Annotated in this window: 20 protein-coding genes; 8 read left to right on the plus strand and 12 right to left on the minus strand. The window is 72.1% G+C overall.

Translation table 11 applies throughout. The annotated features are described in order from the left end of the window. Positions 1-12: 12 nt before the first annotated feature. The 3 genes from HNR22_RS10720 to HNR22_RS10730 all read right to left on the minus strand — a co-directional run bounded on the left by HNR22_RS10720 (position 13) and on the right by HNR22_RS10730 (position 3834). Positions 13-1419 (minus strand): class II 3-deoxy-7-phosphoheptulonate synthase, encoded by a 1407-nt coding sequence (locus HNR22_RS10720; RefSeq protein ID WP_124853452.1) that lies wholly within the window; start codon positions 1417-1419, stop codon positions 13-15. An 86-nt stretch (positions 1420-1505) separates the two neighbouring features. Continuing rightward, a complete protein-coding gene (locus HNR22_RS10725) occupies positions 1506-2021 on the minus strand; it encodes a nuclear transport factor 2 family protein (protein ID WP_179780238.1) in 516 nt (171 codons plus the stop codon). Positions 2022-2208: 187 nt separating this feature from the next. Continuing rightward, positions 2209-3834: a glycosyl hydrolase family 18 protein gene (locus HNR22_RS10730; RefSeq protein ID WP_179780239.1), complete on the minus strand. Its 1626-nt coding sequence runs from the start codon at positions 3832-3834 to the stop codon at positions 2209-2211. 168 nt (positions 3835-4002) lie between these two features. Between HNR22_RS10730 and HNR22_RS10735 the strand changes: the two genes are divergently transcribed. Then, positions 4003-4491, plus strand: a complete 489-nt coding sequence (locus HNR22_RS10735; RefSeq protein ID WP_179780240.1) for a glutathione peroxidase — start codon at positions 4003-4005, stop codon at positions 4489-4491. 9 nt (positions 4492-4500) lie between these two features. Here HNR22_RS10735 and HNR22_RS10740 read toward each other — a convergent pair whose 3' ends face one another. Then, a complete protein-coding gene (locus HNR22_RS10740; RefSeq protein ID WP_179780241.1) occupies positions 4501-5403 on the minus strand; it encodes a GNAT family N-acetyltransferase in 903 nt (300 codons plus the stop codon). A 74-nt stretch (positions 5404-5477) separates the two neighbouring features. On the opposite strand from HNR22_RS10740, the gene HNR22_RS10745 reads away from it, so the two are divergent. Next, entirely contained in the window at positions 5478-6152 is a 675-nt protein-coding gene (locus HNR22_RS10745; protein WP_179780242.1) for an NADPH-dependent F420 reductase, read from the plus strand. 27 nt (positions 6153-6179) lie between these two features. On the opposite strand, the gene HNR22_RS10750 is transcribed toward HNR22_RS10745, so the two are convergent. After that, complete coding sequence (locus tag HNR22_RS10750) at positions 6180-7781, minus strand: glycosyltransferase 87 family protein (protein WP_179780243.1); 1602 nt, start codon at positions 7779-7781, stop codon at positions 6180-6182. Between the two features lie 116 nt (positions 7782-7897). Here HNR22_RS10750 and HNR22_RS10755 point away from each other — a divergent pair, with 116 nt between their 5' ends. From HNR22_RS10755 to HNR22_RS10765, 3 genes are all read left to right on the plus strand, one after another. Further along, on the plus strand, positions 7898-8272 hold the full coding sequence (locus HNR22_RS10755; protein ID WP_179780244.1) for a hypothetical protein: 375 nt from the start codon (positions 7898-7900) through the stop codon (positions 8270-8272). 150 nt (positions 8273-8422) lie between these two features. Continuing rightward, entirely contained in the window at positions 8423-9292 is an 870-nt protein-coding gene (locus HNR22_RS10760) for a DUF4397 domain-containing protein (RefSeq protein ID WP_179780245.1), read from the plus strand. Continuing rightward, the gene (locus HNR22_RS10765) at positions 9289-9966 is read left to right on the plus strand and encodes a class F sortase (protein ID WP_343059773.1); all 678 of its coding nucleotides are present in this window, start codon (positions 9289-9291) and stop codon (positions 9964-9966) included. The genes HNR22_RS10760 and HNR22_RS10765 overlap by 4 nt, the downstream gene beginning before the upstream one ends. A gap of 423 nt (positions 9967-10389) precedes the next feature. Here the strand turns inward: HNR22_RS10765 and HNR22_RS10770 are convergent, their stop codons facing one another. The 5 genes from HNR22_RS10770 to HNR22_RS10790 all read right to left on the minus strand — a co-directional run bounded on the left by HNR22_RS10770 (position 10390) and on the right by HNR22_RS10790 (position 13981). Next, the gene (locus tag HNR22_RS10770; protein ID WP_088949422.1) at positions 10390-10740 is read right to left on the minus strand and encodes a DUF2203 domain-containing protein; all 351 of its coding nucleotides are present in this window, start codon (positions 10738-10740) and stop codon (positions 10390-10392) included. A 46-nt stretch (positions 10741-10786) separates the two neighbouring features. After that, positions 10787-11605, minus strand: coding sequence for a pyrroline-5-carboxylate reductase (gene proC, locus HNR22_RS10775; protein ID WP_179780246.1), 819 nt, complete (start codon positions 11603-11605; stop codon positions 10787-10789). Positions 11606-11714: 109 nt separating this feature from the next. After that, positions 11715-12743, minus strand: a complete 1029-nt coding sequence (locus HNR22_RS10780) for a 6-phosphofructokinase (protein ID WP_091408060.1) — start codon at positions 12741-12743, stop codon at positions 11715-11717. A 158-nt stretch (positions 12744-12901) separates the two neighbouring features. Beyond that, the gene (locus HNR22_RS10785; RefSeq protein WP_179780247.1) at positions 12902-13405 is read right to left on the minus strand and encodes a pyridoxamine 5'-phosphate oxidase family protein; all 504 of its coding nucleotides are present in this window, start codon (positions 13403-13405) and stop codon (positions 12902-12904) included. A 78-nt stretch (positions 13406-13483) separates the two neighbouring features. Continuing rightward, complete coding sequence (locus HNR22_RS10790) at positions 13484-13981, minus strand: polyadenylate-specific 3'-exoribonuclease AS (RefSeq protein ID WP_179783497.1); 498 nt, start codon at positions 13979-13981, stop codon at positions 13484-13486. 285 nt (positions 13982-14266) lie between these two features. On the opposite strand from HNR22_RS10790, the gene HNR22_RS10795 reads away from it, so the two are divergent. Further along, a complete protein-coding gene (locus HNR22_RS10795; RefSeq protein ID WP_007463121.1) occupies positions 14267-14959 on the plus strand; it encodes a Crp/Fnr family transcriptional regulator in 693 nt (230 codons plus the stop codon). 72 nt (positions 14960-15031) lie between these two features. Here HNR22_RS10795 and HNR22_RS10800 read toward each other — a convergent pair whose 3' ends face one another. Further along, positions 15032-15229: a hypothetical protein gene (locus HNR22_RS10800; RefSeq protein ID WP_088949427.1), complete on the minus strand. Its 198-nt coding sequence runs from the start codon at positions 15227-15229 to the stop codon at positions 15032-15034. 176 nt (positions 15230-15405) lie between these two features. Between HNR22_RS10800 and HNR22_RS10805 the strand changes: the two genes are divergently transcribed. Further along, the gene (locus tag HNR22_RS10805) at positions 15406-18918 is read left to right on the plus strand and encodes an adenylate/guanylate cyclase domain-containing protein (RefSeq protein WP_179783498.1); all 3513 of its coding nucleotides are present in this window, start codon (positions 15406-15408) and stop codon (positions 18916-18918) included. 6 nt (positions 18919-18924) lie between these two features. Here HNR22_RS10805 and HNR22_RS10810 read toward each other — a convergent pair whose 3' ends face one another. Further along, positions 18925-19605: a 1-acyl-sn-glycerol-3-phosphate acyltransferase gene (locus HNR22_RS10810; RefSeq protein WP_179780248.1), complete on the minus strand. Its 681-nt coding sequence runs from the start codon at positions 19603-19605 to the stop codon at positions 18925-18927. Between the two features lie 379 nt (positions 19606-19984). Between HNR22_RS10810 and HNR22_RS10815 the strand changes: the two genes are divergently transcribed. Continuing rightward, positions 19985-20839 (plus strand): DUF308 domain-containing protein, encoded by an 855-nt coding sequence (locus HNR22_RS10815; RefSeq protein WP_179780249.1) that lies wholly within the window; start codon positions 19985-19987, stop codon positions 20837-20839. The last annotated feature ends 58 nt before the right edge of the window (positions 20840-20897 follow it).

A 20897-nucleotide genomic window follows, 5' to 3' on the forward strand; every position in this document is an offset into this window, starting at 1 on the left:
GGGCTCGCAGGCTCAGCCACGGAGCATCTCCGCTACGAGGAAGGCCAACTCCAACGACTGCTGGGTGTTCAGTCGCGGGTCGCAGGCGGTCTCGTACCGGTCGGGCAGGTCAAGGTCCTCGATGCCCTGGGCGCCGCCGAGGCACTCGGTGACGTCCTCACCGGTCAGCTCGACGTGCAGCCCCCCGGGGTGGGTGTCCAGCCCCCGGTGCACCTCGAAGTAGCCGAGCACCTCGTCGACGATGCGGTCGAAGTGCCGGGTCTTGTAGCCGTTGGACGACTCGTGCGTGTTGCCGTGCATCGGGTCGCACTGCCAGACCACCTTGGCGCCGGCGGCGGTGACCTTGGCGACGATCGGCGGGAGGGCGTCGCGTACCCGGTGGTTGCCCATCCGGCTGATCAGGGTGAGCCGGCCGGGGATGTTGTCCGGGTTGAGCTTCTCGCACAGCTCGATCGCCTCGTCCGGGGACGTGGTCGGGCCGAGCTTGACGCCGATCGGGTTGGCGATGCGGGAGATGAAGTCGATGTGCGCGCCACTGATCTGCCGGGTGCGCTCGCCGATCCAGAGGAAGTGCCCGGAGAGCCCGTACGCCCGGCGGTCGGAGACCCGGGTGAGCGCCCGGTCGTACTCCAGGGCCAGGGCCTCGTGGGAGCAGTAGAGCGTGACCGTACGCAGCGCCTCGTCGTCGGTCATCCCGCAGGCCCGGATGAACGCCAGCGCCCGGTCGATCTCCCGAGCGATCGCCTCGTAGCGCTCCCCCGCCGGGGAGTTCTTCACGAAGCCCTTGTTCCAGTCGTGCACCGCGTGCAGGTCGGCGAGCCCGCCGGCGAGGTACGCCCGGAGCATGTTCATCGCCGCCGCCGAGTTGGCGTACGCCCGGATCATGCGCTGCGGGTCGGCCACCCGGGCGGCCGGGTCGGCCTCCAGCGAATTGATCATGTCGCCGCGGTACGCGGGCAGGCCGCGCGCATCGGTGGGCAGCGAGCGGGGCTTGGTGTACTGCCCGGCCACCCGGGCGACCTTGACCACCGGCAGGGACGCGCCGTAGGTGAGCACGATCGCCATCTGGAGCAGGGTGCGGGCGTTGGCCAGCAGGTGGCTCTCGGTGTTGTCGACGAACGTCTCGGCGCAGTCACCGCCCTGGAGCAGGAACGCCTTGCCCTCGCAGACCAGGGCGAGCTTCTGCCGGAGCTGGTCCACCTCGTAGGGCGCGACGACCGACGGCACGGTGTCGAGGACCTTGCAGACCGCCGCGACGGCGGCCGGGTCGGACCACGGTGGGACCTGCTCGCGGGGCAGCTCCCGCCATCGGTCCAGCCCGAGCGCGGCGTCCTCGGCGGAGTCGACGGTCGGTCGGCTGGTCTGCAGGCCCGGGCTGCTCACCGCGGGATGGCTCAGCTGATGCCACTCATGGCGCATGACAGAAAGCGTACGGCGACCGTCGGGGTGACCGGGCGGCGAGGGGGACGGTTCCGGCAGATGGGAGATCAACCCGCCCGGCGCGGTCAGGAAGCGGGGGTGGGGGCGACGCCGGCCGGCGGCGCTTCGGCGCCCGGCGGGCCGGTGGGCGCCTCTCCGGCGATGCACCAGTCGCTGCCGTCGCGGGTCACGGTGAACACCAGCGGCCGGGTGACGGTGCGCCTGCCGGCGGTGACCGAGACCGAGACGCTGACCTCCTGCCCGAGCGGACCGGGCCGAATGTCCGTGATGGCCGCCTCCGGCACCTGGAAGTGGTCGGCGAAGTCACCGTTGGGCCCGGTGGCACCCAGGTCGAAGCCGTCGTGCAGGAGTGCGCAGAGCTGGCTGCGGCCGGCGGCGACGTCCTTCGCGGTCATCGCGTCGAGGTACGCCTGCACGCGCTCACGGGAGCGGGCGGCGGCCTCCTCGGCGGGGGCCCGCGCCGGCTTGGGCGTGGGCTCGTCCTTGGTGTCGCCACCGCCGATCCCGCAGCCGACCAGGGCGACCGGCAGCAGCACCAGCCCGGCGGCGGTTGCCGCCAGCCTGCGGTGGGTCGGGCGCATGACCACCTCCGTCGCCGGTGCCATCGAGATCGAGACGTGCCGAGCCGCGAGTCTGCCACATCGAGCTGGGCCAGCCCAATGACGGCGGCCCGGCCGACGCTGGGCGCCGGCCGGGCCGTGGTGTCACGGGCGGGGAGGGACGGTGCGGGCCCCTCCCCGCCGTGTGGGTGATGCGTCGGCACTCGGCTCAGCCGAGACCGCCCTTGATGGCGCCGATGAGCTCGCCGTTGCTGGTGTCACCGGAGAGTTCCCAGAAGAACGCGCCACCGAGGCCCTGGTTGTTCGCGTACGTCATCTTGCCGTTGATGGTCGACGGGGTGTCGTAGCTCCACCAGTTGCTGCCGCACTTGGCGTACGCGGTGCCGGCGATCGTGCCGGTGGCCGGGCAGGTGTTCTTGAGGACCTTGTAGTCCTCGATGCCCGCCTCGTAGGTGCCCGGTGCCGCCCCGGTGGCGCTGCCACCCGGTGCGGCCTGGGTTACGCCGGTCCAGCCGCGGCCGTAGAAGCCGATGCCGAGCAGCAGCTTGTTGGCCGGGACGCCCTTGCTCTTGAGCTTCTGGATCGCCGCATCGGAGTTGAAGCCCTGCTGCGGGATGCCGGTGTACGAGGTGAGCGGCGAGTGCGGTGCCGTCGGACCCTGCGCGGCGAACGCCCCGAAGTAGTCGTAGGTCATCGGCATCAGCCAGTTGAGGTTGCCGATGGCGCCGGCGTAGTCGGTGGCGTCGATCTTGCCGCCGTTGCTGCCGTCCGCCGTGATGGCGGCGGTGACCAGAGCGCTGGACCCGAACTTCGACCGCAGGGCGCTGATCACGTTCTTGAACGCGTTCGGGCCGCTGGTGTCACAGGTCAAGCCGCAGGCGTTCGGGTACTCCCAGTCGACGTCGATGCCGTCGAAGACGTCCGCCCAGCGCGGGTCCTCGACCAGGTTGTAGCAGCTCTCGGCGAACGCGGCCGGGTTCTGTGCGGCCTGGGTGAAGCCGCCGGACCAGGTCCAGCCGCCGAACGACCAGATCACCTTGAGGTGCGGGTTCATCTGCTTGAGCTTGCGCAGCTGGTTGAAGCTGCCCCGCAGCGGCTGGTCCCAGGTGTCGGCGACGCCGTCCACGCTGTCCGCCGCCGTGTACGCCTTCTCGTAGTCGGCGTAGCTGTCGCCGATGGAGCAGCGGCCACCGGTGGTGTTGCCGAAGGCGTACAGGATGTGGGTCAGCTTGGCGGCGGAGCCGCTGGTCTGGATGTTCTTCACGTGGTAGTTGCGCCCGTAGACGCCCCACTCGGCGAAGTAGCCGACGACCTTCTTGCCACCCGTGTTCGGCGGCGGCGTGGTGGGCGGGGGCGTGGTGGGCGGGGGCGTGGTGGGTGGCGTCGTGGTCGGCGGGGTGGTGGTCGGGGGCGTGGTGGTCGGCGGGGGCGTTCCGCCACCGCACGCGGCACCGTTGATGGTGCAGTTCAGCGGCGCCTTGAAGGCGCCGGTGCCGTTGTAGCCCCAGCTGAACGAGGCGCCGGGCGCGATGCCGCCGGCCCAGCTCTTCTTGACCGCGACGTAGTGGTTGCCGCTGCTGGTGACGTCGGCGTCCCAGGCACTGCTGATGGTGGTGCCCGACGGTAGGTCGAACTCGATGCGCCAGGTGCTGATGGCGGCACTTGATCCGTTGGTGACGGTCACCCTCGTCTCGTGACCGGTCCCCCAGTCCTGTGCCCTGGTGAACGTGGTGGTGACCGTGCCGGCGCCGAAGGCAGTCGTCACCGGTACCGCAGCGACGGTCACGGCGACCACGGCACCGGCCCAGAGGGCCCGGCGGAGCGATCTTTTCATGAGGCGTCTCCCGAACTGTTAGGAAACTTTCCAAAAGAGATGGTGAGACGGTACTCACGGCGTCATCACTTCGTCAAGATGCGCATGTTTCGATTTCCTCTGGTGCATGGAGTGCACCCGTCGGGACCGTCCCCCGGCCGCTCGGCGCCCAGCGCGTAACCTCGGCCCATGACCGTCTTCGACATCCCGATCGACGCCCTCAACGGTGGACCCGCCGACCTGGCCCGCTACCGCGGCAAGGCGTTGCTGGTCGTCAACGTGGCCTCCCGCTGCGGTCTCACCCCGCAGTACGCCGGCCTCCAGACCCTCGCGGACACCTACGCCGACCGTGGCCTGGTGGTGCTCGGCGTGCCGTGCAACCAGTTCGCCGGGCAGGAGCCGGGCAGCGCCGCCGAGATCAGCGACTTCTGCCAGGTCAACTACGGGGTGACCTTCCCGCTGACCGAGAAGGTCGACGTCAACGGCCCCGACCGGCACCCGCTCTACGCCGCGCTGGTGGACACCCCGGACGCCGACGGGCACACCGGTGACGTCCGGTGGAACTTCGAGAAGTTCCTGGTGGCACCGGACGGCACGGTCGCCGCCCGCTTCGCCCCCACGGTCACCCCCGAGTCCACCGACCTCCAGGCAGCAGTCGACAAGGTCCTCCCCGCCTGAGAGCGGTGATCAAGAGGTTTGCGTCAGCCCGGGGTTGGTTTCCGACGCAAACCTCTTGATCAACACCTCTGACGGCGGGGCGAAGCGCCACTGGGCTGCTTCCGCCACGCGCCGGTAGCCGAGGGCCTGGTAGATGCGGTTGCTGGTCGGGTTCGCCAGATCGGTGTAGAGGGTGCAGGTCGTCGCGCCGGCGTCGAGCGCGTACCGGCTGACGTGCGCGACGCAGCCACTGGCGAAGCCGCGCCCTCGTTCCTCCGGTGGCGTGAAGACCCCGCTGACCCGGACCACGTCGGCGACCGGTCGACTCAACCAGGCCGTAGAGACCGGCCTGCCGGCCCACTCCCAGAGCCAGAGCAGGCCGTGCCGCAGCCGGGCGTCCACCTGCCCGGACAGGTCGACGGGTCGACGGCCGGGCGAGGTCTCCGCGCTGTATGCGGCCGCCCAGGACACCAGCAGGTCGCGGTCCGCCGCGGTCGCCGGTCGGGCATGTCCGGGCACGCCGGTCTGCAGCCGGACCGCGTCCAGTGCGAAGATCCGCTGCGCGGTGCCGCGTACGGCCATCAGGCTGGCGCATTCGGCGTAGCGCTGCGCGAACTCCGCCACGGCCGGAACCGGGCCGTGCACCTCGACCAGCGGCGGCGCCGCCCCGACGAGGTGCTCGGCCAGCGTTCGCGCGGCCGCGACCGGCATCGCGGCGAGCAGCGGCCCGCGCGGCGGAGTCCACACCATCGCGCCCACCGTCGCCTCGCCGTCGACCACCCGCACGAACCGCTCGTCACCGGAGAGTGGCACGTCACCGGAGAGCCGGTCAGCGACGAGCGTGAGCAGTACGTTGTGCAGGACGGGCTCGCGGCACAGCCAGGCACCCGCCGTGACGGCGAAGGTCGCTAGGTCCTCGACGAGACAGCGCATGCTCGGCAGTCTGCGCAGCCGATCGACACCGGGCAACCGGAATGCGTCGCGGGTGGACGGAGTTGGAATCAATCATGACAACTGTGGGACTGATCGGCAGTGGCAACATCGGCGGCACCCTGGCCCGGCTGGCGGTTGGCGCCGGCTACGACGTGGTGCTGAGCAACTCGCGGGGCCCGGAGACGCTGAAGGACCTCGTCGACGAGCTGGGCGAGCACGCCAGCGCCGGCACGGCACAGGACGCGGCTCAGGTCGGCGACCTGGTCGTGGTCACCGTGCCGCTGAAGGCGTACCGCGCCGTGCCCGTCGAGCCGCTGGCCGGCAAGGTCGTCATCGACACCAACAACTACTACCCGCAGCGCGACGGGGCCTTCCCGGAGCTGGACTCGGGCGAGATCACCAGCAGCGAACTGCTCCAGCGGCACCTGCCGGACTCGCGGGTGGTCAAGGTCTTCAACAACATCTACTACAAGGGCCTGGCCGAGCTTCCCCGCCCGTCCGGTGCGGCCGACCGCAGCGCCCTCGCCATCGCTGGCGACGACGCCGCCGCGAAGGCCGAGGTGACCGCCTTCCTGGACCGGATCGGCTACGACGCGGTGGACGTGGGCCCGTTGGCCGAGGGGTGGCGCTACCAGCCGGACACCCCGGCGTACGGCACGATCTACTCCGCGACGCCGACCGACTGGGAGCACCCGGCACCGGCGGACGCCGACAAGGTGCGCGCCGCCGTGGCCTCCGCGACCCGCTGAGCTACGCCGCCGCCCTCCTGCGATCACCTATCGGGTGGTCGCACGGAGGGCGGCGGCGAGTTCCTCGTCGTAGCTGGCGATCGGCTGACCGTCCGAGGCGTACGCGACCAGCCGCCCCTGGGCCATGTTCGCCGAGCGGAACGAGAACGTCCGGCTACCCGGGTACGCGTCGAGCAGCGGGATGGCCCGGGGCGCCCCGCCGGGCGCGGAGAAGTATTCCAGGCGGGTCACCTGCGGGGAGACCACGCCGTTGACCCGCACCTTGGTCTTCTCGGCGCGGGTGCTGAAGGTGACCGGCGCGTCGGTGCCGTAGGCGGCGCACTCGGCCGGGCCACGGCAGACGAAGAAGTATCGCGGGTTGACCACGTCGTCGAGGGCGTACGCCTTGAAGGTGGGGTCCGCCCCGGCGGGCAGCGGCTGCACGGCGAAGAACGCGACCGCCACCGTGGCCGTGACACCCACCCGCAACCAGCCCCGCCCGCCCGCCGGCCGGCGAACCGTTCGGGTGGCGGCCACCGCGACGCCGCCGAAGCCGACCAGGCACAGCAGGCACACCCCGACCGCGCGGGCGTTCTCGAAGAGGAACTGCACGCCCGGCCGTGTCGACACCGGGCTGAGGACCGCACCCAACGAGACGACCATGGCGGCGAGCAGCGCCACGCCGGCGGCGCGCTGGGCGACGCCGGACGCGCCGATCAGCAGCATCGCGGCGAGCACCGGCCACACCTGGTGATGGGTCCAGGACACCGGGGACGCGGCGACGGTGGCGCAGCCCACCAGCACGGCCGCGTGCCCCGCGCGGCCCTCCACCGTCAACTGTCGGGCCCGCAGCAGCGCCGCCGCGCACACGAGTGCCACCAGACCGGCCCAGAGCAGGGGCAACGTCGCCTCGTCGACGCCGACGCGCAGCAACATCCCGTGCAGGGACTGATTGCCCAGCGAGGCGAGGTTGCCGATCCGCGAGGTCTGCCGCACGGCCTCGGTCCAGTACGTCCAGCTCTCCGCCGGCAGCACCACCGCGGCGAGAACCGCGCAGGCCAGGAAGGTCGCCACCGCGCGCCCGGCGTCGCGATAGCGGCCCGTGGCGAGGAAGTAGACCACGAACAGCAGCGGGGTCAGCTTGATCGCCGCGGCGACCCCCACCAACATCCCGCGCAGCCGGGGCGGGACGACGCCCATCCCGTCGAGCAGGGCCATCAGCACGATGAAGATGCTGACCTGACCGAAGCGCAGGTTGCTCTGCACCGGCGCGGACAGCATCAGCACCGTGGCGGCCACCGCCACCACGAGGGGTCGCCGGGACTGCCGGGTGGTCAACGCGACACCGACCGCACCGGCGACGGCGACGACCGCCGCGCACGTCGCCACCAGCCAGATCCCCTGGAGTACGCCCTCACTCACGGCGGTGATCGGGCCCAGCACGAGCGCGGCGAACGGCGGGTACGTGAATGGCCCACCGTTGGCCGCCACGAACCCGTACAGCGGGCGACCGGCGTGCAGATCGGACAGTGCGCCGTAGTAGATGTGCAGGTCCGAGAGGCGGTCATCGCGGCGCAGCACGAGCACGCAGGACACCAGCGCGACGACGACGAAGGCCGCCCACACCAGCGCCACCCGGCGATCCCGCATCGATCGAGGATAAGGGAGCACGACCGTCCGCGGCGGCCCGTAGTGGCAGACGCCGGCACGTCTGCCCGCGGAAGAACGGGCACGGCGTGGGCGGCTCCGATTCCTAGCATCGGCTGATGGGAACCACGAGCACACCGGCGTACGACGCCCACGCGGACTGGTACGAGGGCTTCATCTCGGGCGGGGGTGACTATCTCCGCCGGGTGCACGCCACCGTACATGGGGGCGTTCACCCGTGCTTCGTGGGCGCGTTCGCCGCCTGGGGTCGGCATCCGAGCGTCGTCGTCGACGCGCGATACGCCGACCGGTCGCGCAGCTTCGACAGTTGGAACACCAGCGGCGTCCGGGTACGGGTCGGCGCCTGGCACCTCCCTCTCGCCGACCTGGTCAACGCGACAGTGGCGGCTGGTCTCCGGCTGCTCCGGGTCGCCGAGACAGGCCCGGGCGGAGTCCCCGACCTGTTCGGCCTCCTCGCCGTCCGAGAGGGGTGACGACACGTCGCCCGCCGAGGTGGGCGCGGCGCCGGGACGGCGGCGGGACACGTCAAGAAACATCTCGTCGCAACTTGCGTTGCAGTCCCGCGCACGGGACCCTGTTCTCTGGGTTGCCGCCCGCTCACCGAAAGTGCTTCCGGAGGCGACATGCACACGCTCCGTACCCTTCCCCGCCGGCTGCTGGCCGGCTCCGGCGCGCTCCTGATCACCACCGCCCTCGCTGCCACCGGCATCCCGGTTCCGGCCGGTGCCGCGACCGGCACGGACACCGTCGGCTACGTCCGGCTGGCCCACCTCTCCCCCGACACCCCGGCCGTCGACGTCTACCTGGCCGCGCCGGACTCCGCGAAACCCAGGGTCTTCCCCGGGGTCGGCTACGGCGTGGTCTCCGACTACCTGGAGCTCGCACCCGGGCGGTACGCGGTGGCGATGCGCGAGGCCGGCGCCCCCGCCAGCGATCCCCCGGTGCTCACCACCGAGGTCGCGGTGGCCAGCGGTGACGCGTACACGGTGGCCGGTGTCGGTCGACACGCGGACCTGGGGCTGCGGGTGCTCAACGACGACCTCAGCGCCCCCACGCAGGGCCGCGCCAAGGTGCGCGTCGTGCAGGCTTCCGTGCGTACCCCGGTGCTGGACGTGGCCGCCGCCGACGGGCCGATGATCGCCGACGGCGTGCAGTTCGCGACCACGACCGCATATCAGCAGGTCGACCCGGGCAGTTGGCGGCTGCGCCTGACGGGTGCTGGCGGGCCGAGCACCGACGCCGAGGTGCGGCTCGTCGGCGGGGCGGTCTACTCACTGCTGGTGCTCGACGCGAAGCAGGGCGGGCTGACCGCCGAGCTGCGCCGCGACGCCGAGGGCGGCACCGTCGTTCCCGCCGGAGGGGTGGACACCGGCGCTGGGGGCACCGCCGGGACCGGCCTCGGGGCGTACCCCCTGGTGGCCGGCGGGGTGGCCGCGGCGGCCGTCGCGGTGGTCCTGCTGATGTGGCGCCGGCGGCGGCGCACCACCTGGTGACCGTCGGGCCCGACCCGTCGATCCGGCGGCACCGCGACCGCCGGGTGCCGCTGGTCGGGCTGGTCGCGGCGGGGGCGGCGGTCTGCCTGGCCGCCGGCACCGGGGTCGGGCTGGCCACCACCGGTCCGGCGCCCCCGGCCGCGACCTGGCACCCCGGCTGCACCGACGACTGCCCGTCGGTGGCCGCCGCGCCGACGCCACAGGGTCCACCCACGCGGGTACGCGTGCCGCGCATCGGCGTCGACTCCACGCTCACGGTGCTGGGCCTGGACCGCAGTGGTGCACTGATCCCGCCGACCGACTTCGACACCGCCGGCTGGTACGGCGGTGGCCCGGCCCCCGGCGACACCGGCCCCGCCGTGCTCGCCGGCCACCTGGACTCGCGGCGCGGCCCGGCGGTCTTCGCCCGGCTCGACGAACTGCGGCCCGGCGACCGGGTTGACGTGTGGCGCGGCGGGCAACGGCTGTCGTTCCGGGTGACCGGGTCGATTCGTGCGCGCAAGGACCAGTTCCCGACCGCCGCGGTCTACGGGCCGACGCCCGGCGCGGAGCTGCGGCTGGTCACCTGCGGAGGTGACTTCGACCGGCGCAGCAGGCACTACCGGGACAACATCGTGGTCTTCGCGGTGACCGAAGCGCCCGGTCCGGTGCTGCCGGACTCCGCAGCCGGCTGAGCGGCCAGCCCGGTCCCGCGACGCAGCCCGGGCCCCTCGACGGACGCCGGGCCCCTCGACGGACGCGGGCCCCCTCGACGGACGCCGGGCCCCCTCGACGGACGCCAGGCCCCCTCGACGGAGGCCGGGCTCTCGACGGAGGCCGGGCTCTCGACGCAGGGCCCTGGCCCCTCGACGGAGGCCGGGCCCCTCGACGGACGCCGGGCTCTCGACGCAGGTGCTGCTCGCAAGCCGGTCAGCCTCGGTGCCAACTGCACCCGATCCAGCCCCGACGTCAGGCCATCACCGCTTGATCGACTCGGGTTCAAGGAAACCGGGGTGTCCACCCCACCTGGATACCCCGACTTTCAGGATCCCGAGTCGATCAAGCGTTCAGCGTCGGTCAGCCCCGCCGCGAGGCAGGGCGGAGCGGGGCGGGGCGGATCAGAGGGGGCGGCGGCCGGCGAAGCCGCACTCGGCCCGGTGGTACCAGCGCACGTCGGAGTCGCCCTCCAGCCAGCACCAGAGCACAGCGCGGCCGGCGCGCTCGCCGGGGAAGTCGAGCAGCACCGGAGCGATGCCCTTGACCTGGATGTCGTGCTGGTGCAGCTCGTCGACGACGGCGTGCAGCCGGGCCTCCAGCCCCTTGACCTCGGCCAGACCGCCGAGCGCGCTGACGCCGTGGTCGGCCAGGTCGGCGCGCAGCTCGGCCAGGTCGGCCCGGACCCGGATCAACTCGTTGACGCGCGGCTGGAGGGTGGCCACCAGGTGCCGGGCCTGGGCAAGTGTGAACACCGCGCCAGTATGCGGCACGCCCGGCTCCCGGACGGGCCCGGAATGCTCAGTCGGCCTGTGCCGCCAGCTCGCGGGCACGATCGCGGGCAGCTTCCAGTGCGGCGAGCAGCGCGGCGCGTACGCCGTGCTTCTCCAACTCGCGGATCGCGGAGATGGTGGTGCCGGCCGGTGAGGTGACCGCCTCGCGCAGCTTGACCGGGTGCTCGCCCGAGTCGCGCAGCATCACCGCGGAACCGATCGCGGTCTGCACGATCAGCTCGTGGGCGACCTGCCGGGGCAGCCCGAGCAGGATCCCGGCGTCGATCATGGCCTCGACCAGTAGGTAGAAGTAGGCCGGGCCGGAGCCGGAGAGCGCGGTGACCGCGTCCTGCTGCGACTCGGGCACCCGGATCGTCTGGCCCAGGGGCTTGAACATCTCCTCGGCCAACGCCAGGTGGGCCCCGGTGGCGTACGCGCCGGCCGAAATCGCGGTCATCGCCTCGTCGACCAGGGCCGGGGTGTTGGTCATCACCCGGACCACGGGGGTGCCGTCGGGCAGCCGGCGGTTGAAGAAGCTGGTGGGCAGGCCGGCGCAGAGCGAGATGACGAGCTTGTCGGCCGGCACCTTGGGGCCGATCTCGTCGAGCAGCGCGGCGGCGTCCTGTGGCTTCACCGAGACCGCGAGCACCGCTGCCTCGTCCACCGCCGTGAGGTTGTCGACGACCCGTACGCCGTAGCGGGCGGTCAGCTCCTCGGCGCGGGCCGGTCTGCGGGCGGTTGCCAGCAGCCGGTCCACCGGCCATCCGGAGCGCAGCAGCCCGGAGAGCATCAGCTCACCGATCTTGCCCGCGCCGATCACCGCGACCGTGTGCACCCCGGCTGACATCTCGGCCGTACCCCTCTCGCATCGGGTCGCGGCGGACCCGCAAGCCTGCCGCGCCGCATCGGGTCGCGGCGCGACGAACCCGCAGGACCGCCGCGCCGCCTACCGTCGATCAGCTGCCGAAGAACACCTCAGCCTCGGCGTACCGCTCCAGCGGCACGGTCTTCAGCTCGCGGGTGGCCTCGGCCAGCGGCACCCGGACGATGTCGGTGCTCTGCATCGCGACCATCTTGCCCCAGTCGCCGTCGTTGACCGCGTCGATGGCCTGCAGGCCCAGGCGGGTGGCGAGCACCCGGTCGAAGGCGGTCGGGGTGCCACCGCGCTGGATGTGGCCCAGCACCACGGTGCGGGCCTCCTTGCCGGTCTTGGCCTCCAGCTGCTCGGCGAGCCACTGGCCGATGCCGCCGAGGCGGACGTGACCGAACGAGTCGAGCTCCTGGTTGGCGAGAACCATCTGGCCGTCCAGCGGCTGGGCGCCCTCGGCGACGACCACGATGGGGGCGTACTGGTGCTGGAAGCGCTTCTCGACGTAGCCGGCCACCTGGTCGACGTCGAACTGCCGCTCGGGCAGCAGGATCACGTTGGCGCCGCCGGCCAGACCGGCGTGCAGGGCGATCCAGCCGGCGTGCCGGCCCATCACCTCGACGACCAGGGTGCGGTGGTGGCTCTCCGCGGTGGTGTGCAGGCGGTCGATGGCCTCCATCGCGATGTTGACCGCGGTGTCGAAGCCGAAGGTGTAGTCGGTGGCGCCGAGGTCGTTGTCGATCGTCTTCGGGACGCCGACCACGTGCACGCCCAGCTCGTAGAGCTTGGTGGCCACGCCGAGGGTGTCCTCGCCGCCGATCGCGATGAGCGCGTCCACGCCCTGGGCGGCGAGGTTGTCCTTGATCCGCTCGACGCCGTTCTCGATCTTGAACGGGTTGGTCCGGGACGAGCCGAGGATGGTGCCGCCGCGGGGCAGGATGCCGCGGACGTCAGCGATGTCCAGGGGGCGGGACAGACCCTCCAGGGGGCCCTTCCAGCCGTCCCGGAAGCCCACGAACTCGTGACCGTACGTGGCGACACCCTTGCGGACCACCGCCCGGATGACCGCGTTGAGACCTGGGCAGTCGCCGCCGCCGGTGAGCACGCCGATACGCATGATCCGTCATCCTCCTGGAGCATCAGGTAAAGCCCGATATGCCCCAGGGTATGTGTCAGGTCAGACCATCGGCGCCGTTGCCGGCCCGGGGCGGGCCGTCACTGCGAACTGTAGTCGGCGTGCCGGTGCGACGACAGCGCGCCCCGGGGCGACGCGGCTCAGAAGGTCACCTCGTGGTTCTCCCCGGCGTTCGGCGGCTGGCCGGTGACCGCCGCCTTCGCGTAGCCGAAGAGATTGACCACGGTGCTGCTCGGCGAGGCCCAGTACTCGGCCGAGCTGGCGTGCACCTTGATCAACGTGAGACCGGGGGTGTCCAGCCCGTCGGGGAACCACGCCTTGAGCAGCGGGTTCCACAACTGCTCGGCCCGGGCCCGGTCGAACCCCTCGGTGGCGGTCCCGGAGATCGACACCCAGGCGTTGTGCTTCTGGTCGGAGAAGGCGACGTTGACCTCCGGGTTCACCCGGATCTGACGGATCTTGGCCGAGTCGGCGTGGGCGAAGAACCAGAGGTCGCCGTCGAACTCGGCCTCCTGGAGCCCCATCGGCCGGCTCACCTGTCGTCCGTCCAGGGCGATCGTGGTGAGCATGCAGATCCGTGCGGCCCGGGCCAGCTCGGTGACCCGGGCGCGGGCCTCGGCGGCGTTGGTCGGCTCGTTGCTCATGGCACTCTCCTCCGCTTCGGTTCGTCGAACCGATGCCCGGGACAGAACCGGTCAAACCTACGACGGTACGACCGGCGTTCAGCGGGTCGTCATCGCCCGCCAACGGGCCAGATTGTGCCGGGCGTCGACGAGAGCGTCATGCCGGGCCGCGTCCGCCTCGGGCAGGGTCGGCCGACCACGATCGTCCCAGAGCTGCCGCAACTCCTTGGTGTAGCGGGGGATCTCCCGGGGCAGCGCCGGCATCGCACCCCAGAGCTGCGCGAGCACCACGTGGTCGTACGCGGCGAACCAGGCCCACAGCTCCAACTGCTCGCCCGGCCGGTCCCGAATCGGTTCGACCAGGAAGTCGTACAGGTCGTCGCGGATGCGCTCGCGCGACCGCCAGGCCCGGTCCGCCGGGGAGGGCAGCTTGTCCAGCACGTTACGCCGGACCCAGGGCACGGCGCGGGAGTCGTCGAACTCGGTGGAGACCGCGTAGAACTCGCGGCCGTACTCGTCGACGACACCGATCGAGACGAGGTCGACGGTGGTGCCGTCCTCGATGAACTCGCAGTCGTAGAAGTAGCGGTAGACCATTCCGGCCATCCTCGCCCACCGCCGCGGGGCCGTCCCCGGCGGGGGTCCGCCCCGGCGCCGGCGGTCACGCGGGCGCCGGGGCCGGACCGGCAGCTCCGAAACGGGTACGCCGCAGCTCGCGACGGTCACGGAAGTGCTTCGAGGGGTGTACAGCAAGCGACCGGACCGTCATGATCTGATGTGTACCGCTACCGGACGCCGAATCGGTGTCAGTTCACCTTGTCAGGGCCATCAGGTTCACCCGGTGAGCGAGTTTGTGGTCCATGACCGGGGAGGGGTTGGGCCGTGGAGATGCGCCTGCCGGAGCCGGGTGACGCGCTCACGGGTGTCGAGATGTTCGCCGGGTTGGAGCCTGAGGTACGGCAGCGTGTCATCGCCGCCGCCGTCCCACGCACCTACCGCAAAGGCCAACTGCTCTTCGTGGAGAACGACCCCGGTGAGTCACTGATCGTGCTGCGCCGCGGCGCGGTGGCCGTCTTTCGGACCGCGCCCACCGGCGAGCGGGCCGTGCTGTCGGTGATCCGACCACCGGACGTGCTCGGCGAGGTTTCCCTGCTCGACGCGTCCACCCGGTCCGCCTCGGCGGAGGCCATTGAGGACTGCGCCGCGCTGGCGCTCTCCCGGGGCGCGTTCATGGAGCTGGTGCACTCCAACCCTCGCATCCTGGACGCGGTGATGCGCTCGCTGGGCGGGCTGATCCGCCGGCTCACCGAGCAGAACGCCGACCACGTCTTCCTCGACCTGCCCGGTCGGGTGGCCAAGACGCTGGTCCGGTTGGCCGGCGAGAGCCAGGCACCGATGATCACGATCGAGCTCAACCAGAGTCAGCTGGCCGAGATGGCCGGCGGTTCCCGGCAGAGCGTCAACCAGGCGATCGGCTCGTTCGCCAGCCGCGGCTGGCTGCGTACGGAGGGCCGCCGGATCGTGGTGACCGATGTGGCCGCGTTGCGCCGCCGCGCCGGCATGAACGACCGCTGACACCTCACGAGCAGCACGAAACGGCCGGGTCACCCGTGGGCGACCCGGCCGTTCGGCGTCATCGGCGTGGGGTCACACCCCGGAGCTGCCCGGCCCGGCCCACTTGTCCGGGCCCTTGCCGTCGCCACCCGGGCCGTGGGACTGCTCGCTGACGATCCCCTCGGCCTGCAGCGTGGCGAGCGTGGCCGCGTCGACGTCCACCGAGTCGCCTGCGGAGTGGCTGACCCCGTTGCCGTCGGTCCAGTCGCTCTCCAGCTTGACGTACACCATTGACCTGTCCCCTCTGGTCCCTGATCGATATCTGGCCGCCTGAATCTAGTCGCTCGGCACCCTCGGTGACTGTCCACAAGCCAACAGGCCGGTACCTGACAGCGGCCGACGGGGGCGATAATTCCGGTCAGGGGACGCGCCATCGGCGTCGACCCGTTGACCTCTGGGGGGATGTCATCGCCGCGCAGTGTGGACGCTGTGGACGCACGGCCGCCGACGGGGACCGCTTCTGCGGCGGCTGCGGCTCCGAGCTGGGCGCGGTGTGCCCGCACTGCCTGCGCCCTCTCGCCTCGGACGTCACGTTCTGCACGTCGTGCGGGTCACCCCGACCGGGCGCGGACCGACCGGCCGCGGTCACCCCGCAGGAGGACCGCCGCCGGGTGAGCGTGCTCTTCGTGGACCTGATCGACTTCACGCCGTACGTCGAACGCGCCGACCCGGAGCAGGTCCGTGGGATGCAGACCGGGTTCTTCTCCGCCGCCCGTCGGGTGGTCGGTCAGTACGGCGGGGTGGTGGAGAAGTACATCGGGGACGCGGTGATGGCACTCTTCGGTGCCCCGATCGCCACCGAGACCGACGCGCTGCGCTGCGTACGGGCCGGTCTGGAGCTGCAACGGGTGCTCACCCGGTTCGCGCCGACCGGCAGCACCGAGTTGCGGTTCCGGGTCGGGGTGGCCACCGGCGAGGCGCTTGTCGACGTGGCCGCCGCGCGCGACGGCGGGCAGGCCATCGTGGCAGGCGACGTGGTGAACACCGCCTCCCGGATGCAGTCGGTCGCGCCACCCGGAGGGGTGCTGGTCTGTGGCACCACCCACGCGCTCACCAAGGACGCGATCCGCTACGAGGAGCAGCCCCCGGTCACCCTGCGCGGGCGGTCGTCGCCGACCGAGGTGTGGCTCGCCCTGTCCCCGCTGCGTCGCCAGCCCACCGACCGGGAGCCGGACACCACACCGCTGGTCGACCGGGAACACGAGCTGGGGATGCTCGTCAACGCCCTGCACCGGTCGCTGCGCGACCGGCGACCGCAGGTGGTCACCATCTTCGGCCGGGCCGGCATCGGCAAGAGCCGGCTGCTGCGGGAGCTCTACCGGCACACCGGCCGGCTGGTCGACGAGCCGCTGACCTGGCGCACCGGGCGCTGCCCGCCGTTCGGGGAGAACGTCACCTTCGCGGCGCTCGCCGACATCGTGAAGTCCGAGGCCGGCATCCTCGACACCGACCCCGCGGCCAGCGCCGCGCAGCGGTTGGCCGCCGCCGTGGGCGAGCTGGTCGGCCCGGGCGAACGGGACCGGGTGGTGGACGCGCTGCGCCCGCTGGTCGGGCTACCCGGCACGCCGCTGCCGGCCGAGGAGGCGGAGTCGGCGTGGCGTCGCTTCCTGCTGGCACTGGCCACCCGGCGTCCCACAGTGCTGGTCTTCGAGGACCTGCACTGGGCCGACGACGCGATGCTGCGTTTCGTGGAGCTGCTCGGGGCCGCGGCCCGCGACGTGCCGTTGCTGCTGCTCTGCACCGCCCGCCCGGAGCTGGTCGACCGGGACCCGAGCTGGGCCGGGACGATCACCGGCTCGGTGACCATCACCCTGCCGCCACTGCGCGACACCGGCATCGCCGCCCTGTACGCGCACCTGTTCGGCCAGGCGGCGTTCTCCGCCGACATGCTGAGCCCGCTGATCGAGGTGGCCGGCGGCAACCCGCTCTACGCGCACGAGTACGTCCGGATGCTGATCGAGCAGGGGGCGCTGCGCCAGTCGGGGCGGGGGTGGTCGCTGGACAAGCAGCTTGAGCTGACCATGCCGGAGAGCGTGCACGCGGTGATCGCCAACCGGGTGGACCTGCTGGACGCCAAGGACCGCGCGGTGCTGCTGGCCGCGTCGGTGGTCGGGGTGCAGTTCTGGCCCGGCGCGGTCGCCGCCGCACTCGGGCAGCAGGTCGAGTCGGTCGAGCGTTCGCTGCGCCGACTCGAACAGCGCGACTTCGTGCACGAGCAGGCTGCGTCGACGATGGCCGGGCAGGCGGAGTTCCGGTTCCGCCACGTGCTGGTCCGCGACGTCTGCTACCAGCGGTTGCCGCGTACCGAGCGGGTGGCCCGGCACGAGCGGGCCGCCGACTGGCTCGATGCGCTGTCGCACTCCCGCGACACCGACCTGGCCGAGGTGCTCGCCCACCACCGCTGGGCGGCGCACGAGATCGCCCGCTCGCTGAGCATGCAGGTGCGGCGCTACGCCGGGCCGGCGCGGCAGGCACTGCACCGGGCGGCCCGGCGGGCGTACGCGCTGCACGGGTTGGACGCGGCGGCCAGCCACGCGGGCCGGGCACTCGGCCTGGCCGACGACAGCGACCCGGTGGGTCGACTCCAGCTGGAGCTGCTGAGCACGGAGATCTCGTTCTACCGGGACGGCAACGCGTTCCTCTCCGGCGGCGGCGCGGAGCAGGTGCACACGCTCGCCGACCGGCTGCTGTCGCACGGCGACGACGCCTGTGCCGCCCGGGCGTGGACGCTGCTCGGCCAGGCCGCCTGGCTGCGGGCCGACCGCGGCGACGCGTTGGCCTGCCTGGACCGCGCGGTGCAGTTGTTCGAGCCACTACCGGACACCCCGCAGAAGGCGGACGCGTACGCCGAGGTGGGCCGGCTGCACATGCTCAACTACGAGCGGGACGCGGCCGTGGCAGCGGCGGACACGGCGGCGGAGATCGCCGAGCGGTTGGGCCTGGCCGAGACCCGCACCAACGCCCGGATCACCGCGGCCACCGCCCGCTACCAGTCCGGGGACCGGGTCGGGCTGGACGAGCTGCACGCGATCGTCGAGTTCGCCCGGGCCGGTCAACTGCTGGCGCTGCCCCGGGCCACCCAGAACCTCGCCTGGGCGATCCGGGAGGAGGGCGACTGGCTGCGGTCCGACGCCCTGCTCTCGGCCGCGCCGGCGCGGACCGCCAGCGGTCAGACCCTGACCACCAGCTACTCGGCGGAGGCGATGCGCGCCTGGTTCGACGGCGACTTCGGCCGGCTCCTCGCGGCGGCGGAGGCATTCGTGGACACGCCCACCGGGAGTTGGGACATGCAGGTGCGCGGGTTGCGCTGCTGTCTGCTGGTGCTGCGCGACGACGAGGATCCGGACGACCTGACCGCCGCGTTGGACACCGCGCGGCGCAGCGGGTTCCACCGGCTGCTCTGGACGATGCTGAGCATGGCCGCGTTGTGTCGGGCGTTGCAGGGGCGCGACGACGAGGCGGCGGAGCTGATCGAGGAGCTGGACGGGCGTTGGTCGGCGGTGCCGGCCCTGGCCAGCGGCGAGTGGATCGCCGCGGCCGCGTACGCCGCTGCCCTGAGCGGTCGGAGCGCGGCGGTGCGGGTCCGCACAATGCTGGACCGCGTCGGGCACCGCACGCCCTGGTCGGAGGCGGCGTTGCGGACCGTGACGGCGGCCCTGGCCGCGGCGGACGGCGACCACCGACGTTCCGCCGAGCTGCACCTGGCCGCAGCCGAGACCTACGGGCGGATCCCGGACGTCAGCGACCGCGTGTTGGCGCTTGCGCTCGCGGCGGCGGAGCTGACCCGCGCCGGCGACCCGGCCGGTGCACGGACGATCCGCGCGGAGGTACGCACCTTCGCGTTGCGCAACGACGCCCCCGGCCTGCTCGCCCTGGCCGGTCGGCCGATCAGCCCGACCGGGCCGGCGGTCGCGTGTTGAGCCGTGTCAGGCGGCGACCGGCGTCTTGAGTTTCTGGGCGTAGACGTCGACGTACTCGCGGCCGGAGAGCTCCATCAACTCGTACATGATCTCGTCGGTGACCGCGCGCTCGACGAACCGGTCGCCGGCCAGCCCGGCGTAGCGGGAGAAGTCCAGTGGCGCCCCGAAGCGGATCTTCACCCGGTCGATCCTGGGGATGAGCTTGCCGGGCGGCTGGATCTCGTCGGCGTTGAGCATCGCCACCGGCACCACCACCGCGCCGCTCTCCAGGGCGAGCCGGGCCACCCCGGTCTTGCCCCGGTAGAGCCGCCCGTCCGGCGAGCGGGTGCCCTCCGGGTAGATGCCGGCCACTCCCCCGGCACGCAGCACCTGCAACTGGGTGTCCAGTGCGGCGCGGGCGGCGCGGCCACCCGAGCGGTCCACCGGGATCGTGCCGGTGCCCACGAAGAACAGCTTGGTCAACCAGCCCTTGGCCCCCTTGCCGGTGAAGTACTCGGCCTTGGCCACGAAGGTGACCTTCCGCGGGATGATCAACGGCGTGAAGATCGAGTCGGAGAAGGAGAGGTGGTTGCTGGCCAGGATCACCGGACCGGTCGCCGGCACGTGGTGCAGACCCTCCACCTGCGGGCGGAAGATCAGCTTGAGCAGCGGACCGAGGATGACGTACTTCAGCAGCCAGTAGAACACCGGCGTCCTTTCCGTGGTGTGCCCGCGACAGCACCATGCCCGGGAGCGTGCCGACGAGCCTACGAACCCCGCGCTCGCCCCACAACGGACGAAGCGCCGATTCGACGCATCGACCGCACCCCTCCGGTCCTCGATCGTTCGTAGGCGAACAGGCGTCGGTCGCGTGAATTCCAACGATCACCGAGATCGCACTTGTCGCGCAAGAACGGACAAAGGAGCCCCGCTGTGACCTGCGGCAGCAGCCGTGACTTTGGAAGACGCGACACAACGCACTCCCGGAACCATGCCCTGACGTGTCACGATTCAGAGCACGGCGTGCCGTCGGGCGTCGAAGGGCAGGGGTGGCCGCGCCGGAAGGCGCGTTAAGGGGGATGTCCGGGTGTCAGCGGGTGGGGCCCGCCGGGGACGGCGGGACAACGGGCTCGACGCGAACGAGTACGCCGTCGTCGGCGACGTCGATCCGCGCGTCGGTGAGCACCTGCTCGACGTGCTGGCCGCCGGCGGGATCGCCGCCTACCTGCAGCCCTCCGCCGACCTCAACCCGGTCACCCGCACCACCACCGTTCCGGCCCGGCCGGTCGACCGGCTCTACGTCGACCGTTCGCACCTGACCACCGCACGGGACTACCTGACCCAGCTTGCCGACGAGACCGCTCCGGAGCAGCCGCCAGCCCGCGACGAACCGGACATCGACGCCGAGTGGGCGCGCATCGTCGCCGGCTTCCACACCACCCCGACCACTGACGAGCACCCGTGGCCGGCCTCGGAGAACGTGGACGAACGGGACGCCCGGGACGAGTCGACCGCTGGCCCGCTGGCCCGCTCCGGAGCCGACGAGCCCGGTCCGACCGCCACCGACGTGCGCCGGCTGCCGTCCGCGACCGACATCTCGGGGATCTCGGTCGGGCGCGGCACCCGGCCGGACGAGCCGTCACTCCTGGACGGGCTGGACACCTTCGGCACCGACCTGCCCGACGACGAGGACGACGACGAGGGTTACCACCCGCCCCCGCCGCCGCCGCTGCCCCAGGTCAGCAAGTACGCGGTCATCGGCGTGCTCGGGGTGGTCGTCGGGTTCGTGCTCTTCCTCTTCCCCTGGCTGCTTCCGATCGACAGGTCGGCGGTCACCCTGTTCGGGTTCACCGGCATCCTGGCCGGTTTCGTCACGCTGATCTGGCGGCTGCGCCCCGGCGACGAGGACGAGGACGACCCGGACAACGGCGCCGTCGTCTGACCTCCGGCCCGCATCCCGGGACAGCACCGGCCCGCCGACGCCGTAACAGTGGTGTAAC

Origin of the sequence: Micromonospora jinlongensis (genome assembly GCF_013410645.1) — a bacterium.
Taxonomy (GTDB): domain Bacteria; phylum Actinomycetota; class Actinomycetes; order Mycobacteriales; family Micromonosporaceae; genus Micromonospora; species Micromonospora zamorensis.

Excerpts from the sequence above, each read along its gene's own strand:
- HNR22_RS10790 (WP_179783497.1), bottom strand. The coding sequence starts at position 13,981 with ATGGTCTACCGCTACTTCTACGACTGCGAGTTCATCGAGGACGGCACC.
- HNR22_RS10780 (WP_091408060.1), bottom strand. The coding sequence starts at position 12,743 with ATGCGTATCGGCGTGCTCACCGGCGGCGGCGACTGCCCAGGTCTCAAC.
- HNR22_RS10800 (WP_088949427.1), bottom strand. The coding sequence starts at position 15,229 with ATGGTGTACGTCAAGCTGGAGAGCGACTGGACCGACGGCAACGGGGTC.
- HNR22_RS10720 (WP_124853452.1), bottom strand. The coding sequence starts at position 1,419 with ATGCGCCATGAGTGGCATCAGCTGAGCCATCCCGCGGTGAGCAGCCCG.
- HNR22_RS10730 (WP_179780239.1), bottom strand. The coding sequence starts at position 3,834 with ATGAAAAGATCGCTCCGCCGGGCCCTCTGGGCCGGTGCCGTGGTCGCC.
- HNR22_RS10760 (WP_179780245.1), top strand. The coding sequence starts at position 8,423 with ATGCACACGCTCCGTACCCTTCCCCGCCGGCTGCTGGCCGGCTCCGGC.
- HNR22_RS10755 (WP_179780244.1), top strand. The coding sequence starts at position 7,898 with ATGGGAACCACGAGCACACCGGCGTACGACGCCCACGCGGACTGGTAC.
- HNR22_RS10785 (WP_179780247.1), bottom strand. The coding sequence starts at position 13,405 with ATGAGCAACGAGCCGACCAACGCCGCCGAGGCCCGCGCCCGGGTCACC.
- proC (WP_179780246.1), bottom strand. The coding sequence starts at position 11,605 with ATGTCAGCCGGGGTGCACACGGTCGCGGTGATCGGCGCGGGCAAGATC.
- HNR22_RS10750 (WP_179780243.1), bottom strand. The coding sequence starts at position 7,781 with ATGCGGGATCGCCGGGTGGCGCTGGTGTGGGCGGCCTTCGTCGTCGTC.
- HNR22_RS10740 (WP_179780241.1), bottom strand. The coding sequence starts at position 5,403 with ATGCGCTGTCTCGTCGAGGACCTAGCGACCTTCGCCGTCACGGCGGGT.
- HNR22_RS10745 (WP_179780242.1), top strand. The coding sequence starts at position 5,478 with ATGACAACTGTGGGACTGATCGGCAGTGGCAACATCGGCGGCACCCTG.
- HNR22_RS10725 (WP_179780238.1), bottom strand. The coding sequence starts at position 2,021 with ATGCGCCCGACCCACCGCAGGCTGGCGGCAACCGCCGCCGGGCTGGTG.
- HNR22_RS10735 (WP_179780240.1), top strand. The coding sequence starts at position 4,003 with ATGACCGTCTTCGACATCCCGATCGACGCCCTCAACGGTGGACCCGCC.